This window comes from Psychrobacter sp. JB193 (genome assembly GCF_002285555.1).
In the GTDB taxonomy this organism is placed as follows: Bacteria; Pseudomonadota; Gammaproteobacteria; order Pseudomonadales; family Moraxellaceae; genus Psychrobacter; species Psychrobacter alimentarius.
In genome coordinates this window covers 105985-120509 of sequence record NZ_NRGY01000002.1, presented here as the reverse complement: position 1 = coordinate 120509, position 14525 = coordinate 105985, and the positions used below count along the sequence as shown (strand labels likewise).

Genomic DNA, 14525 nt, shown 5'->3' with positions numbered 1-14525 from the left:
GCGGCATCACACAAATAAGGAATTTTTTATGAAGCTAATCACTGCGATCTTAAAACCGTTTAAGCTCGATGATGTACGTGAAGCGCTTTCTGACATCGGAGTAAAAGGTGTCACTGTTACTGAGGTCAAAGGTTTCGGTCGCCAAAAAGGTCACACAGAACTTTATCGTGGCGCAGAGTACGTGGTGGATTTTTTACCTAAAGTAAAGGTTGAAGTGGCTGTTATCGATGAGATGGTTGAACCTGCAATCGAAGCCATTACTCGCATTGCTAGTACAGGTAAAATCGGTGATGGCAAAATCTTTGTCACAGCGCTTGAGCAAGTCATCCGTATACGTACAGGCGAGACAGGTCCTGATGCTATCTAACGCATCAGACCAATTTATAGATAGACCATAACAGTCATACCGATAGCTTATTGCATCAATTCAAGGGGGAATTAACATGCAAAACCAAATCTTCGAGCTCCAGTACGCACTTGATACCTTTTACTTTTTAATATGTGGGGCGCTAGTCATGTGGATGGCAGCGGGCTTCACTATGCTAGAAGCCGGTCTGGTTCGTTCAAAAAACACGGTTGAAATCTTAACCAAAAACGTCGCCCTTTTTGCTACTGCTAGTATCATGTACATGGTATGCGGTTACGCGATTATGTATGGTGGCGAGTTTTTCTTAAGCGGTATCGCAGGCGGTGAGACATTGGTACAAGATGCTTTGGCTGCTTCAGCAGAAAATGGCTTTGGTGGTGATTCTGTTTACTCCGCTGCGTCTGACTTCTTTTTCCAAGTGGTGTTTGTTGCGACCTGTATGTCCATCGTATCAGGTGCAGTGGCTGAGCGTATGAAGCTATGGTCCTTTTTATTGTTTGCGGTCATTATGACTGGGTTTATTTACCCGTTGGAAGGAAGCTGGACATGGGGCGGTAATGATGTCTTTGGCTTATACAATCTTGGCGACATGGGTTTTTCTGACTTTGCCGGTTCTGGTATTGTACATATGGCAGGGGCAGCAGCAGCCTTGGCAGGTGTTTTGCTACTAGGTGCACGTAAAGGTAAATATGGCTCTAATGGTGAGATACGTGCTATTCCTGGAGCAAATTTACCACTCGCGGCCCTTGGTACACTGATCTTATGGATGGGCTGGTTCGGCTTCAATGGCGGCTCTGTATTAAAACTTGGTGATATTGCCAGTGCCAACTCAGTCGCTGTGGTATTTTTGAATACCAACGCAGCAGCAGCAGGCGGCGCTATTGGCGCACTACTAATCGCTCGCTTAATTTTTGGCAAAGCAGATTTGACCATGCTCTTAAATGGTGCACTTGCAGGTTTGGTCGCAATTACCGCAGAACCCTCTACACCTTCTGCCCTGCAAGCCACTCTATTTGGTTTGATCGCTGGTGTCATCGTGGTACTGTCTATTTTAGCATTGGATAAAATAAAAATAGATGATCCAGTTGGTGCTATTTCAGTTCACGGTGTGGTAGGTCTGTTCGGCATACTTATTGTACCGATTACCAATTCAGGCGTCACGTTTGTCGGACAACTCGCTGGTGCTGCCACGATTTTTGTATGGGTGTTCGTTGCCAGCTTAATCGTGTGGTCGATTATCAAATTAGTGATTGGTCTACGTATCTCTGAAGAAGATGAGTATGAAGGCGCGGATATCGCTGAGTGTGGTATGGAAGCGTATCCAGAGTTTGTCAGATAATATGAGAATGTTTTACTAAATACTCATCCAACAAAAAACCCGCAGAGCCAAAAGGTTCTGCGGGTTTTTATTAGTTTTAACTTTATAAAAAATATACGATCAGCTTATTTCTTTTTCCACTGTTGACTGCGTGAAAATGGACCGATATACCCTTTGATGTTCAAGGTGTTGCCACTTAAGGTAGCTGTCATACGATAGTCTTTACCTTTTGCTGGGTCAGTAATTGTACCGCCACTATATTTGCCATTGCCATCAGATTTCAGGCCTTTGATGACTGTCGTACCAATATATTGTTTACCCTTTTCCGTATTAGCAGCGATAAGCTTACCAGTCAACACGCCATTAGATTCAGTAATTTTTACAGTACCTTTTGGCTGACCTTCATCAAACGTCTGCCAAGTGGTATTGGCTAATGGATCAGCGGCAAATGCCATGCTAGCAATACTGATACCGGCAACAGCTAATGTGGTTTTTGTAAATAGTTTCATAGATTGACTCCCTTCATACAATGATTGCTCGAAACATGATGTTTCTGATTTCTATGCTTATCCTTTGCTAGAATTTCCTACTATAGGCACCGCGATTTTATATAATGTGAAAGATATTTATCGTGTTTGCCTGCTAGTTTTTTCAAAGACATAAGCGATGTCTTGAATTCATTATAAGCAATTTTTAGCGTTTGCCTAGTAATTTTTTTACGCATTATTATTTCCATAAAACAAAACCATATCAAAGAGTTACAGAAAGGGGTTGTCGATATTTTTGTCCAATTGGTCATCTTTTTCTTTTGACTTACCCTCTTGCTTACTATAGAGACTATAACTTTCGAACGCTTGGACAATTTTATTCGCTAGCTCCTGCAACTGCTGCGCTTGCTCATACCCAGCAGCGTCTAGCGTCAACTCGACATCGCCATACATAATGATTTTGTCTTTTTGATTCTCAATGACAAGCTCACCTATTTGCATGCTTTGGTGGTTGTTGGCAAATGGTTCAATCATCTGATCATCCTTTTTATTGACAGTCTTTTGCTTATATTTGTTTACCAAACAGCCTTTGACCAATCAGTATCTGATCAACGGCTTCCTAAATCATTATTTAAAACAGGGTACCATGAAATCAATACCTCCTTGGTTTGCTCTCTCTTTACGCTTGTAGCTGCGTTAATATCCAATCAATAATTGCCCAAACGAATAGCATCCACTCAGGCTCTTTTTGTGATGCCTCAGGCACGTCTGAACTCTCTCCTGCCTTCAATGGCAAATCAAAAGCCTGTGCCTTAGTTTCGGTATCAAGCACAGGTAACGCATCGATACCCGTCTTGTCCATTAACTCATCAACACTGATAATTTGTATACGCTCTGACTCGTCGTTGGGCGCGTAATAAACACCTGCTTGGTTAATTGCTGGAATATAAACAGCTTTATAGAAGTGGCTGGGTACAAGCACTCGATCCGCCAGTTGCTTGGTTTTTTTGTCGGTAAATGCCACCCCTGTTACCGCATAAACCTCACCATACTGCTGAGTCAAGTAACGAGTTGCCGATTCAATATTGCGCCAGATATAGCGATTGTTGCGTGGCGACTGCGGAGCAATGTTGGCCAGACTAAAGCTGTCATATTGCTGGCTACGCGTTGCCATATCACCATTTGGCGATAAGTGTCCGCGATCATAGCCAGAGCCTGAATAGTCGGATAATGAGGCGCGCATAGACTTTGGTAATCTACTCTCTTCATGAAAGCTATCTTCGCGGTCTATCTGCTTGGCTTGTTGTAGACGGGTACGATCCAAATACTCTGCTGACCATAGTGGTGTACGTGATACACCAGAGTACATCACTGCAAAACCATCCATACACAATGCCTGCGTCTTATTATTTAATTTGGTATTCGTAAACTCAGGATAAATACCGCCATAAAAAGACTGACTACATTGACTAAAATCATGAGCATATGCTGACGCTAAAGGGATTGCCATAGCCATCACTGTCATCATGACGCTGTTTTTGAAACTGTGTTTGAGCCTGCCAAGACTTATCATGCAACTATCAACCATCTATCTATGCGTATCATTACGTGTACGCTATCGTAGCAGGCGTCTGCAAATAAAGAAAGATAAGGCGTAAGTCGTGACATTTTAAATGCTATCGGCTATACTAACTCGTCTCAAAACGGTGAAGTGGGTGAGTGGTTGAAACCGCACGCCTGGAAAGTGTGTATACGTTAATCGCGTATCGAGGGTTCGAATCCCTCCTTCACCGCCAATCTTATAAAACCTCAGTTTTCCTATCTTGTCCCACCCTATCCTAAATACCCCTTGAAACCTTTATAAATAACGCTTCTAGCGTTTTTTTTATGTCTACTGTTTTCCCAAGCTATCCGAACATAACCCACCTATCCCGTTTCTTGTGTTGGTCTATTCGTTGGTCTATTATCTATATATTCATCAATTAGACCAACATTCGATCTATTTTTATATGCCTTAGACCAACGTAATCGTCTTAACGCTTTAAACATATAGCTCGTAGGTATAGGAAATAGACCAACATGTTAAGTGATACTAAAATTCGTAAGCTCAAACCCACTGATAAATGCACCCCTTCTCGGCCAGATAAATATAGCGATCAGCAAGGTTTGCAGTTACTGGTACGTAGCTCAGGCACGCGAACATGGGTAAGTGCATATCGCTTCGATGGTAAGCAGCAGAAGACTACTTTAGGTACATACCCGCAGATGGGCTTAGCAGAAGCGAGAGTAGCTAACTCTGATATCAAGGCTTTAGTAGCTAATGGGGTCAATCCAAAGAATAAAAAACGTCAAGATAAGCTTGCCAACGAGCAAGCTAAAATGTTCAATGAATATGCGCTTGAATGGCTAGAGGAGCGTGAACGCAACGTGAAACCTCGCACCTATCAGCAAGACTACAACCGAATGCACAAAGACGTGCTGCCGAGCTTTAAAGGTATCGCTTTAAAAGATGTGACATTCGAAGATTGTAAGTCAATGGCAGATAATATTGAAAGTAGAGCTAAAAAAGGGACACCACCACGAGAAGTAACCAGACGCACTATTGATCTCGTTGCTAATATTCTTAAAAGAGCTAAGAGAGAGCGTCTAATCGAGGTAAATCATACTGAAGGGTTAAAAGAGCTATATCCAAAAGCCAAGACTAAGCACATGAAACATGTTGAGCTTAGTGAGCTACCTAAGCTTTTGCAAGATATTGAAAGCTATCATGGTCATGACCAAACTCGATTGGGCATGAAATTTTTAGCCTATTCATTCTGTCGTACTATCGAGCTACGTATGATGAAATGGGAACATATCGACTTCCCCAACCGTCTATGGCGTGTCGATATTGATAACCTTAAGATTGCACGTAAGCATGTTGTTCCTTTGTCAGACCAAATGCTAGCAGCGTTAGAAGAGATGAGACCCATCACAGGCCAATACGAATATGTGTTCTATCATACTGGTATGCACCAGCCTTATAGCGAAGAATTCATCAATAACGCGCTAGATATACTAGGATATGCTGGTAGACAGACCGGACACGGTTTCCGTCATATCGCATCCACTAACCTAAATGAGCTTGGCTATATGGGAGATGCCATCGAAAAGCAGATGGCCCATGATAAAAAAAGCAGCATTCGCGCAGTTTATAACCACGCGCAACACTTAGAAGAGCGCCGTAAGATCATGCAAGTTTGGGCTGATTTTTTAGATCTGCTCAGAGACAAAGGTGAGGTAGTAGACTTTCAAACTGCTAGGCAGCAAATTGAGCAGTCGTTAGTCAATCATCAATATGACAGCCTTGAAGCAATGAATAAACAACAACTTATTCAAGCACTCATTAATAAAGGTATGACAAAAACAGAGTTACAAGAGCTATTATAATTTAATACCATCCCAGATGCTGTATAACTGCTGTTTATATAAAATACTCAACAACTACATCGAATCGAGTGGCTTTACCTACTAAATCCATTTAGACTTTGTTGAATTTTTTTTTGTAATCATCTTCAACGAGCTGATTGATAACCTTAGTGGCCGTTGTGCCTCTGATTTTCATAATAGAGTCCAATTGATCTTGGTTTTTCTTATATATCTTGACCTCACTTAGGTCTTCGTTCTTGTTGCTCGCTGAAAATTTATTCCATGCGTCTTTCATGTTCTCTATGATTTTAGCTCTATATGATATTTCTGCTATTGACTCAAGATCAATTGTAGAGTCGTTTATATTTATATCTTGAGTATAAGTCTCATATGTGTATTCTACATTTGATAGGACATCAAGACTCGCTAAGATTAAATTGTACTTGTCTTCTAGAGAGGTGGGTATGAAAATATTCTGAAGTACAAGATAGTCTCTCTTGTCTGAGCTCAGATAATTATAAGCCCATTCAATTTGATTGCTATCATCATCCTTGAGCCACTTAATTTCTCTATCAGTACGATTTCTAAAATAGTTGGACTTAACTGTTTCAATAGTACCTATCAACGGATAGCTGTTTACGTCTACATGATTTGCATAATACGGTAAAATGAGTGGGATGTAATTGAAATGAATGATCTCATACTTTAAATAATTTAAAATGTGTGCAACTAATTCATTACCTCCAACCATAGTCTTATTGTAAAGAATACCTTGAACTAAATAAGCAATATGCAGAGCGCTACGGAGATCATCTTTGATCCAGTTGAGCAAACTATCTGGTAGTTGATTGTTAATTTTAAACCGCATCAACTCATGAAAATATGGGATTGGATATTGTTGGGATTCAAAGATACTTAGCAAAATAGACTTGAAGGCCCCTTTATCTAAATCAATATTAGCTGATAAATTCCCCAAATACATATTGTGCGCAAATACCAAGCTCTTGCACTCTTCCTCATTAAAACGTCCAATCGTCTTATAAAAGTCCTCTGAGTTTTTCCAGTTTTGGTTTAAATGATAAAAATATAAATCAGTATTAAATTTATATTGTTGGGCCAAATGATATGCATTAGCTTGGTTTAACAATTCCTGATTTAATCTGCTAATTGACTGATGATGGTCTTCTGTTACGACCTCATTATTATCAACTGTAGTGGCTAAAGCTGTAGTACCTTCTCCACTTTCTTCGACTGAGACTTCGGAGTCATCGTTAAACTGATCATCAGTACAAACGAAGTTTGCATCATTATAATTTGTGTCATTAGCGTCTGTCATAGCCAAATTTCCTTCAAAAAAACTCTTAAAAAGTAGGTATATAGTCTGTTTTAGTAGGAAAAAACTACGTATCTGGTACTTTAAAACTCCCTAATGTAGGGGCGTGAGCAGTCCTATGTCCTTTCTTACCTTAAAATAGACTGAATTTATTCTTTCACTTTCCGCTTTAACTATACCTTGTATGTAAACTTCGTCCTAGCACTAAATTTGGATTGCTTTATCTCAACATCAACACTGCGTTTAAGCGCTACCTATGCTCGTTGGAACAGATAATCTCAGCACTAAATAAGGACACTTGATGACACGTTTCAACATCCACAGTCAGCTAACTCCACCTGAAAAAATCTCCAACGCAGACAGGGATCTGCTATCGGATCTAAAAAAAACACTCCAAGCACACAAGAAAAAGTCTGCTCTCTAGCAGCCCGCTCTTAATGGGTAATGTATATTATTATTAAGCTTATCTAATTATTCCAGCTAAGCGCCTATCGCTTAGCACTGATCCATCTACCCATCGAAATATAAAAATACAGACTTACCTCACCCTATGAAACCAACTTCATAGGAACCTTATCATGTCTTACTCACACCTAAACCAGCCGCTAGTTGTCGCAAACGTTCATAATCTGGTCACGGACATACTGGCAAACATCATCAGTTTTAACGAGATCATGGATAAACTGAACGGGTTGTACTACCCGTTCATGAATCATCTAAATTCTGATCTAATTTATTCACAAGCAGTCGTGGCATTTTTTAGTAGTACGCAAGCTGTCGTTGGCGATACCTATCCAGAAAATGTGATTTGGGATCATGATAAAACCCAGCGATTCATCGCCACGCTGTCATGTTATAAAAACGATATTGAGAATGAACGAAATGCGTTCACTTACCAAGAATCTCAAAATAAAAGAAAGTTACATGGCTACGTTAATAATCTGATCACCCACTATTCAAGGCTGCTATTTATCCGTATAGATTTAAAATATGCACAAGAAACGAGCCATCTCGTTAGTCTTGAGGATTTCTACTGTCACATGAACAAGTTGAGAGAGCTTATTGGTAAAACAAAGGGTTGCTTTGAGCATCTGCAAGGCAATGCTTGGGCTCTTGAGCAAGGAGGAATCAATGGTGGACTACACTGTCATTTGTTACTTATGTATGATGGATCGAAGCGACAGAACGACTGGCACATTGCCAAAGAAGTGGGTGAGAAATGGAAAGCCATCACTGGTGGTCTAGGTGAGTACTATAGCTATCACGATCCAAAGCGTAAGCAGAAGTATAAGCAATATGGCAAATTAGGTATCGGGATGATTCATCGTGATAATCCTCAGGAAGTAGAAAACGCAGTAGCGTCAGCTTTATACCTAACGAAGCCAAACAAGAATGAGCAGCAGCTTAAATTGTGGCTACCAAATATGCGTACTTTCGGTCATGGTGTTTATAGAACATCGAAACGTAGAGGCTTACCACCAATAGTAAAATAATTTTAGATATACAGTATCGCCATGAGATGAGATAAGTAGCCATTGCTAATTTATCCGTCTACCTCTAAATGCCTAATCAAGGTCTGCTTATAGCAGGCCTTTTTTATGCGCCACTATCAAGGAGATCCTATGAAACCTATCTGTCCCCATTGTCATTCAGCACACGTTTTAGAGAATACAGATACCAGTATGCAAAGCATGTCAGAGCATCTGTGCTCACCCAAGCTATTAGTCAGTCTGGGCGTGAGCGTCTGCAAGTACTACAAGATCAATCCAATGATAGGCATGGTTGCAGGTGGCGCACTTGCCACCGTGATCAATCTGACACAACAACGGCTGGTCCAGCCGCCCTTACTGAAAGCGCCTATTATGCCGCGCTATTTGTGCAGTACCTGTCAGCATACCTTTAGCGTCTGACATTCTCATTTATTTACTCACTTAATTATCAAACCACTTATTTTATCGAACCATAAAGGAGCAATACTCATGGCACATTTAATCGAAAGTATGGCATACGTTGGAGAAACACCATGGCACGGTCTTGGCAACAAGTTATCCCCCAAGCAGCCTATTGAAGTCTGGGCACGTGAGGCTGGAATGGATTGGCGTATTGAGTCCTCAGATGTGAGCTACATGGCAACCAATGATAAAGGTCAAAACCTGATCATGCCTTATGACAATAACAAGGTGCTGTATCGCTCAGACACGCTTGAGCCGTTATCAGTGGTGAGTCAGCGCTACCAAGAAGTGCAACCAAGTGAGATTTTAGAGTTTTATCGTGATCTGACAGAGCAAGCAGACTTTGAGTTAGAAACCGCAGGTGTGCTTAAAGAAGGACGTAAGTTCTGGGCACTCGCTCGTACGGGACAATCAGCAACACTACGTGGCGGTGATGTCAGTCATGGCTATCTGCTCCTTGCAACCGCTTGTGATGGCACGCTTGCGACCACAGCTCAGTTCACTAATATTCGCGTGGTGTGTAATAACACCTTAGCGATCAGCTTGGCTAATGGTAATGGCGGTGTGGTGAAAGTACCGCATAGTACGACCTTTGATGCAAAAAAGGTCAAACGTCAATTAGGCGTGTCCGTCAGCCAATGGGATGCGTTTAACTATGAGATGAAGCAATTAACCAATAGGCGCGTCACGCAAGCAGAAGCAGCCAACTACTTAAACCGTGTGTTTAATGATGTCAAAGATGATGGCTTGATTCTGTTTAATACGGCCAAGAAAGAAAAGGATGCTGTTCCTAATGCTAAAGCGATGAATCAGGTGATGAATATGTTTAATGGTCAAGGTCGCGGTGCGGATCTGTCGTCAGCTAAAGACACGGCTTATGGTTTATTGAATGCGATGACAGAGTTTGTTGATCATGAACGCCGTGCGATGTCGCAAGATCATCGCCTTGACTCAGCATGGTTTGGGGCTGGTGCTAAGCTTAAAGACAAAAGCTTAGAGGAAGCACTACGCTTGATTGCCTAGTCGCTTAGCCACTCTACCTATCTCTTAAATCAACCACGCCTTTGCGCGTGGTTTTTTTATGCCGTCAATTAAGCAAGGCACATTTACAGATACAGATCACCAAGAATAAATCTACTAAAGGAGTTCACCATGAACCTGATCGCATTAAACAATACAAATAGGGTTCAGCCGAAACCCAAACGTTCAGTCATGACAGGTAAAGCGTCTCGAACTGCTAAACCTAAAACCAAGGGCAAACCAGCAGAAGTCATGCTAAAGCAAAATGAAGTCATTAGTAAACTTGCTCAACCAAAGACATCAACCACCGCTAAGCGTTTGGTCAACACCAAAGACTTAAGCCGTGAAGATTGGCTTGAGGTACGCAAGCAAGGCATTGGCAGCTCTGATGCTGCTGCCGCTTGTGGTATCCATCCTTACTTGTCCATGCTGGAATTATGGATGATCAAAACAGGACGCATGGACTCAAACATTGATACCAGTGGTAATAACGGCATCGAGGGCTACTCGCCACTCTACTGGGGCAATACGCTTGAACCCATGGTCGCGAAATACTATCAAGAGCAGACAGGCAATAAAGTACGCCGCGTCAATGCTGTCTTGCAGCATCCTGATCTTGATAAAGCTTTTATGCTGGCGAATTTAGACTATGCCATTACAGGCAATGACGAGGTACAGATTCTGGAGTGTAAAACCGCAGGTGAACATGGGGCCAAGCTATGGAAACATGGCGTGCCGTTGTACGTCACGTGCCAAGTTCAGCATCAATTGGCAGTGACAGGCAAAACTGCTGCTCATATCTGTGTACTGCTTTGTGGCCACGAGGCCAAGATTTATAAAGTTGATCGTGACGATCGCTTGATTGAATCTATCATAGAGCATGAGCGTCTGTTCTGGCAATACGTAGAAACAGACACTCCGCCAACCCCTGATCATTCTGAGTCAGCAGCGAGAGCATTAAAACTGCTTTATCCAAATCCTAAACCCTCAAGCAAGGTTGATCTGCGCGAAGACGCTGGCGCTAACAAGTTGTTTGAGCAATTGCTTAGCTACCGTGATTACATGCAAGAGCTAGGAGAACGTCATGATCAAGTCAAGCATCAGCTACAAACGCTAATTGCCGATAATGAAGTCGCTGTCTTTGATAAAGGTGCGATCTCATGGAAGCGCTCGAAAGACAGTGTCGGTCTTGATAGCAAGGCTGTCATCAAGGCGCATCCTGAATTGCTCGCGCAGTTTGGTAAAACCAAGCAAGGTAACAGACGCTTTGTCATTCTTAATGACTAAGCCATCAGTTACTCAATCATCAACACAGCAATCAACCAATCAAATCGAATCAAGCAAGCACATAAAGCCCACCTATCACAGGTGGGCTTTTTTATGGCTAAACACAATCTATTAAACACATAAGGAATATCACCATGATTAAAGGTCTAACGATTACCCCGCCCGTATTAGGTCGCATCAGCATTGGCCGTGTCATTGAAAAAGATGGCAAGCGTCTCCCTGCTAAAGACGATCAATTTACGATTACTAGCCAAGTTCAAAACAAAGATGGCTGGGTCAACCATCCACTTGATGAAAAGCTGCGTGCAAATAACGACGGTAAGCTCAGACAAATACCAGTGCGTATGTTGTTTAACGATCCTGAGCTTAATCTTAGAGCAGAATATACGCTATTTGACAGACAAACAGGTCGGCCACTATGTGTGGGCGATGGTGAGAGCTGTCAACGTCGAACCAGCCAAGGGATCGAAACGCTTCCTTGTGCGTCACCTGACCGTTGTCCACTGGCACAGGGAGGTGCTTGTAAGCCTTATGGCCGTCTTTACGTGAATTTATCTGAGGACGATGAGCTTGGTACGTTTATCTTTCGCACGACTGGCTTTAATAGTATTAGAACGCTGGCAGCACGCTTAAGTTACTTTGCCGCCGTATCAGGCAATAAGCTGTCATGTCTACCACTACAACTCACCTTACGAGGCAAAAGCACCACGCAAAGCTATCGTACGCCAATCTACTTTGTCGATCTAACGCTACGTGATGATGTGACTTTAAAGCAAGCCGTACAAGATGCTGGGGTCATTGATCGTGAGCTTAGCGAACACGGCTTTGATCAAGCGGCATTGGAGGCAGCCGCCAAACAAGGTTACGTAAACTCATGCTTTGAGATTGATAGCGATGGTCTGCTGGATGTGGCTGAAGAGTTTTATCCGATGGAGACAGAGAATGTGAGTAGTACTCAGCAGGGAAACTATCAAAATGGGTTAGCCACTCAGAACATAACGAGCATCGAGCACGGACTACGAAAAAGCGTGACAGCGGTAAGTTAAAGCAATTGTACGGATATGCGACATAAAGAAGAGCTGATTGATTCCGCTCTTTTTTATTGTCTGAGTCAAAGTTAGAAGCCGGACGGTATGGGATGCCGTAAAAAAATATGGGACTCCGTAACTGTATGAGAAAAAATTTCTCATTAACTTATAAGGAGCAAGTAATGGAAAATTCGAACGAGAGCATACCGAAAAACGTATCAATATCTAGAACTTTACAGATACCTCGCATGGTACCGCTCAAGCAGGTAATGCATTATACAGCGCTTAGCAGTACTACGATTTACGATATGCTAGACAAGAGATCTAAACGCTACGATCCTACCTTCCCTGTCCAAGTAAAGCTTTCAAAAGGTCGTGTAGCGTGGGTTGAAAGTGAAGTCGCTGAATGGATTGAGAGCAAGATAGCTGCTCGGATTCACTGATCAAGGATAGAAAATAAGCCGAACTACGCGGCTTATTTTTTTGCTATCTTTAACCGCATCTAGCTAGGTTTAGCCGCATCTAGCTAGGTTTAGCTGCATCTAGCTAGGTTTAGCTGCAAGGTACCAGACTTGATTCTTAGATATAACTAAACCATCGCGGCGCATTTTCTGTAATAGGTTACGCACTTTATGTTTGCGCTGTTTGTCATCTAATACTTGTGGTAATTTATTAGTCAGCATCTTATCAAAGTCAGCTAGTCTACCTCGTTCAAACGTCTTGAGGTACTCTATAATCAAGCTTTGATAATGCATGTCATCTAAGCCACGCATCTGCATATACTCTGCCTGCTGCTCTGTATGCCTCGCCACATCAGCAGCAATCATATAATTATTTTTACGCCCTTCTATCAGTGATTTTTTACGTAGTGCTTCTGCTTCGTCTTCAGTGATCGCTTGACCTTTTTGTACTTTATCAAGCGCTATAATGTCGTGTAATGCAAGATTATCGACTGTGGCTAGCTGCTTGGCATACTCTTGATCAAGCACTTTACCTGTGAATTTTACACGTACTCTTTCATGGGTTAAGTCATAATCTGGCAAAGGAAAAAAACGCTTGTATTGAATCTGATACATTTTTTTGATGCCACTACCGATGGTATCCATCATATTTAAATTGACCATGGCATTGACCAAAAACGGATTGCGATAGCTCGCCTCAGGCGCATCTTGCAATAAGACATTATCGATGGTTTTAGGAATAAACTCGCCACTATTTTGAAACACCAGCGTTGAGTCTTCTTTTTCGACCACCGTAATACGTCCGCCTAGTCGATAATCTTGATGACCAATGGCATTACTTAATGCTTCACGGATGATATAAGGATCGTACTGCTGCACCTCTTCAGGAAATAGCGTACCAGTAGGCATGTAGCGGTAATTTAGATTACGGATTTTGTTATAAACCTCATCCAAGGCTAACAAAAACGGCGGTTCAAAATGTTGATAGTCTTTTTCAATGCCATCAATGCCTTTTAGAATCCAAGTGATATGCGCTTGCGCTGGGCTTAAAAAATACGTGGATTCGTAACGCCCTAATAAAATGATAGCGGTATTGGTGATCTGACCGCGAATGGTAATTTTGGCTTTATTTAAAAAAGTGATGTCATCCCATCCTTTTATGTCCTCAGCCAAACGTTTGTTCTTATCAGCAAAGACTTGTCTGGCCACAACAATGGCTGTAGGATCAAGGTCTTCAAGCGTTGCATCGTGACAAATCTCAGCACTCCAGTCATCCGCTCGATTTTGCCACAGCTTACGGCTTTGATCTGGGTATTGCTTAAGCAGTTTTGTGAAGCTACCAATACGAATGTAAGGCTCATGCAAAAAACTAATGGGCGTATCGGTAGCTGCTGGAATCTCGAATAGTACTACCGCTTTACCATCAATCCTTAGCTCATGGATGGTGAAATGGATCTTGGGGCTTAAACGGCTCACTAGCCAATGCTCTAAGTCTTCGTTGCCTTTGGCTTTTTTTGTCTTCGGGCTAAAGTTTGTACCCATAATGTTATGTGTGCCATCCTCCACCCCGAACACCAAGTAGCCAAACTTCTTGTCAGCCAAACAAGCGCCATTGGCAAGCGCAGATATACGCTTACCGATCTCATCAGGACTATGAAAGTTATGTTTAAACTCAAGCCACTCTTGTTCGGTTGGTTGTTGGATAAGCTTTAGGACAAGATTTTGATAGTGGTTAGGCATAGTAGGAACGCTAAAATTAGTTAGGCTTGAATAGTTTTGTTTTATCCATTATACGCTGTCAATTGTGCGAAAGCAGTGTATTGGCTGGTTTTGTTTATGCTAAGCTAGCACATCTTGTACCAA

14 protein-coding genes and 1 tRNA gene are annotated in these 14525 nt (G+C 42.0%); 10 read left to right on the top strand and 5 right to left on the bottom strand.

All coding sequences use genetic code 11. The features are described 5' to 3' along the window. The first annotated feature begins 28 nt into the window (after positions 1 to 28). Together CIK80_RS08265 and CIK80_RS08260 are read left to right on the top strand one after the other, a co-directional pair. Positions 29 to 367, top strand: coding sequence for a P-II family nitrogen regulator (locus CIK80_RS08265; protein WP_010197981.1), 339 nt, complete (start codon positions 29 to 31; stop codon positions 365 to 367). A 76-nt stretch (positions 368 to 443) separates the two neighbouring features. Next, a complete protein-coding gene (locus tag CIK80_RS08260; protein ID WP_062845651.1) occupies positions 444 to 1706 on the top strand; it encodes an ammonium transporter in 1263 nt (420 codons plus the stop codon). Between the two features lie 104 nt (positions 1707 to 1810). Here the strand turns inward: CIK80_RS08260 and CIK80_RS08255 are convergent, their stop codons facing one another. The 3 genes from CIK80_RS08255 to CIK80_RS08245 all read right to left on the bottom strand — a co-directional run bounded on the left by CIK80_RS08255 (position 1811) and on the right by CIK80_RS08245 (position 3683). Further along, positions 1811 to 2194, bottom strand: coding sequence for a DUF2147 domain-containing protein (locus CIK80_RS08255; protein WP_062845652.1), 384 nt, complete (start codon positions 2192 to 2194; stop codon positions 1811 to 1813). A gap of 249 nt (positions 2195 to 2443) precedes the next feature. Then, complete coding sequence (locus CIK80_RS08250; protein ID WP_095569648.1) at positions 2444 to 2707, bottom strand: hypothetical protein; 264 nt, start codon at positions 2705 to 2707, stop codon at positions 2444 to 2446. 145 nt (positions 2708 to 2852) lie between these two features. Further along, the gene (locus CIK80_RS08245; RefSeq protein WP_257011721.1) at positions 2853 to 3683 is read right to left on the bottom strand and encodes a DNA/RNA non-specific endonuclease; all 831 of its coding nucleotides are present in this window, start codon (positions 3681 to 3683) and stop codon (positions 2853 to 2855) included. Positions 3684 to 3878: 195 nt separating this feature from the next. On the opposite strand from CIK80_RS08245, the gene CIK80_RS08240 reads away from it, so the two are divergent. Together CIK80_RS08240 and CIK80_RS08235 are read left to right on the top strand one after the other, a co-directional pair. After that, positions 3879 to 3969: transfer RNA gene (locus CIK80_RS08240), tRNA-Ser, on the top strand. 283 nt (positions 3970 to 4252) lie between these two features. After that, positions 4253 to 5602 carry an integrase arm-type DNA-binding domain-containing protein gene (locus CIK80_RS08235; RefSeq protein ID WP_095569646.1) on the top strand — a complete coding sequence of 450 codons (1350 nt, stop codon included), beginning with the start codon at positions 4253 to 4255 and terminating at the stop codon, positions 5600 to 5602. A gap of 91 nt (positions 5603 to 5693) precedes the next feature. Here the strand turns inward: CIK80_RS08235 and CIK80_RS08230 are convergent, their stop codons facing one another. Further along, a complete protein-coding gene (locus tag CIK80_RS08230) occupies positions 5694 to 6917 on the bottom strand; it encodes a hypothetical protein (protein ID WP_087040895.1) in 1224 nt (407 codons plus the stop codon). Between the two features lie 575 nt (positions 6918 to 7492). Here CIK80_RS08230 and CIK80_RS08225 point away from each other — a divergent pair. From CIK80_RS08225 to CIK80_RS08200, 6 genes are all read left to right on the top strand, one after another. Next, positions 7493 to 8407, top strand: a complete 915-nt coding sequence (locus CIK80_RS08225; RefSeq protein ID WP_095569645.1) for an inovirus-type Gp2 protein — start codon at positions 7493 to 7495, stop codon at positions 8405 to 8407. A gap of 129 nt (positions 8408 to 8536) precedes the next feature. Then, on the top strand, positions 8537 to 8824 hold the full coding sequence (locus CIK80_RS08220) for a hypothetical protein (protein WP_095569644.1): 288 nt from the start codon (positions 8537 to 8539) through the stop codon (positions 8822 to 8824). A 69-nt stretch (positions 8825 to 8893) separates the two neighbouring features. Further along, positions 8894 to 9889, top strand: coding sequence for a DUF932 domain-containing protein (locus tag CIK80_RS08215; RefSeq protein ID WP_095569643.1), 996 nt, complete (start codon positions 8894 to 8896; stop codon positions 9887 to 9889). Positions 9890 to 10138: 249 nt separating this feature from the next. Next, entirely contained in the window at positions 10139 to 11173 is a 1035-nt protein-coding gene (locus CIK80_RS08210) for a YqaJ viral recombinase family protein (RefSeq protein ID WP_257011774.1), read from the top strand. Positions 11174 to 11307: 134 nt separating this feature from the next. Next, positions 11308 to 12219: a hydrolase or metal-binding protein gene (locus CIK80_RS08205; RefSeq protein ID WP_095569641.1), complete on the top strand. Its 912-nt coding sequence runs from the start codon at positions 11308 to 11310 to the stop codon at positions 12217 to 12219. A 164-nt stretch (positions 12220 to 12383) separates the two neighbouring features. Then, positions 12384 to 12644 (top strand): AlpA family phage regulatory protein, encoded by a 261-nt coding sequence (locus tag CIK80_RS08200; protein ID WP_095569640.1) that lies wholly within the window; start codon positions 12384 to 12386, stop codon positions 12642 to 12644. Between the two features lie 99 nt (positions 12645 to 12743). On the opposite strand, the gene CIK80_RS08195 is transcribed toward CIK80_RS08200, so the two are convergent. After that, positions 12744 to 14402 carry an RNA-binding domain-containing protein gene (locus CIK80_RS08195; RefSeq protein ID WP_095569639.1) on the bottom strand — a complete coding sequence of 553 codons (1659 nt, stop codon included), beginning with the start codon at positions 14400 to 14402 and terminating at the stop codon, positions 12744 to 12746. Between the last annotated feature and the right edge of the window lie 123 nt (positions 14403 to 14525).

Coding starts and splice junctions, on each gene's coding strand:
- CIK80_RS08265 (WP_010197981.1), top strand. CDS start 29: ATGAAGCTAATCACTGCGATCTTAAAACCGTTTAAGCTCGATGATGTA.
- CIK80_RS08200 (WP_095569640.1), top strand. CDS start 12,384: ATGGAAAATTCGAACGAGAGCATACCGAAAAACGTATCAATATCTAGA.
- CIK80_RS08255 (WP_062845652.1), bottom strand. CDS start 2,194: ATGAAACTATTTACAAAAACCACATTAGCTGTTGCCGGTATCAGTATT.
- CIK80_RS08230 (WP_087040895.1), bottom strand. CDS start 6,917: ATGACAGACGCTAATGACACAAATTATAATGATGCAAACTTCGTTTGT.
- CIK80_RS08220 (WP_095569644.1), top strand. CDS start 8,537: ATGAAACCTATCTGTCCCCATTGTCATTCAGCACACGTTTTAGAGAAT.
- CIK80_RS08260 (WP_062845651.1), top strand. CDS start 444: ATGCAAAACCAAATCTTCGAGCTCCAGTACGCACTTGATACCTTTTAC.
- CIK80_RS08250 (WP_095569648.1), bottom strand. CDS start 2,707: ATGATTGAACCATTTGCCAACAACCACCAAAGCATGCAAATAGGTGAG.
- CIK80_RS08215 (WP_095569643.1), top strand. CDS start 8,894: ATGGCACATTTAATCGAAAGTATGGCATACGTTGGAGAAACACCATGG.
- CIK80_RS08245 (WP_257011721.1), bottom strand. CDS start 3,683: ATGGCAATCCCTTTAGCGTCAGCATATGCTCATGATTTTAGTCAATGT.
- CIK80_RS08225 (WP_095569645.1), top strand. CDS start 7,493: ATGTCTTACTCACACCTAAACCAGCCGCTAGTTGTCGCAAACGTTCAT.
- CIK80_RS08205 (WP_095569641.1), top strand. CDS start 11,308: ATGATTAAAGGTCTAACGATTACCCCGCCCGTATTAGGTCGCATCAGC.
- CIK80_RS08210 (WP_257011774.1), top strand. CDS start 10,139: ATGCTAAAGCAAAATGAAGTCATTAGTAAACTTGCTCAACCAAAGACA.
- CIK80_RS08235 (WP_095569646.1), top strand. CDS start 4,253: ATGTTAAGTGATACTAAAATTCGTAAGCTCAAACCCACTGATAAATGC.
- CIK80_RS08195 (WP_095569639.1), bottom strand. CDS start 14,402: ATGCCTAACCACTATCAAAATCTTGTCCTAAAGCTTATCCAACAACCA.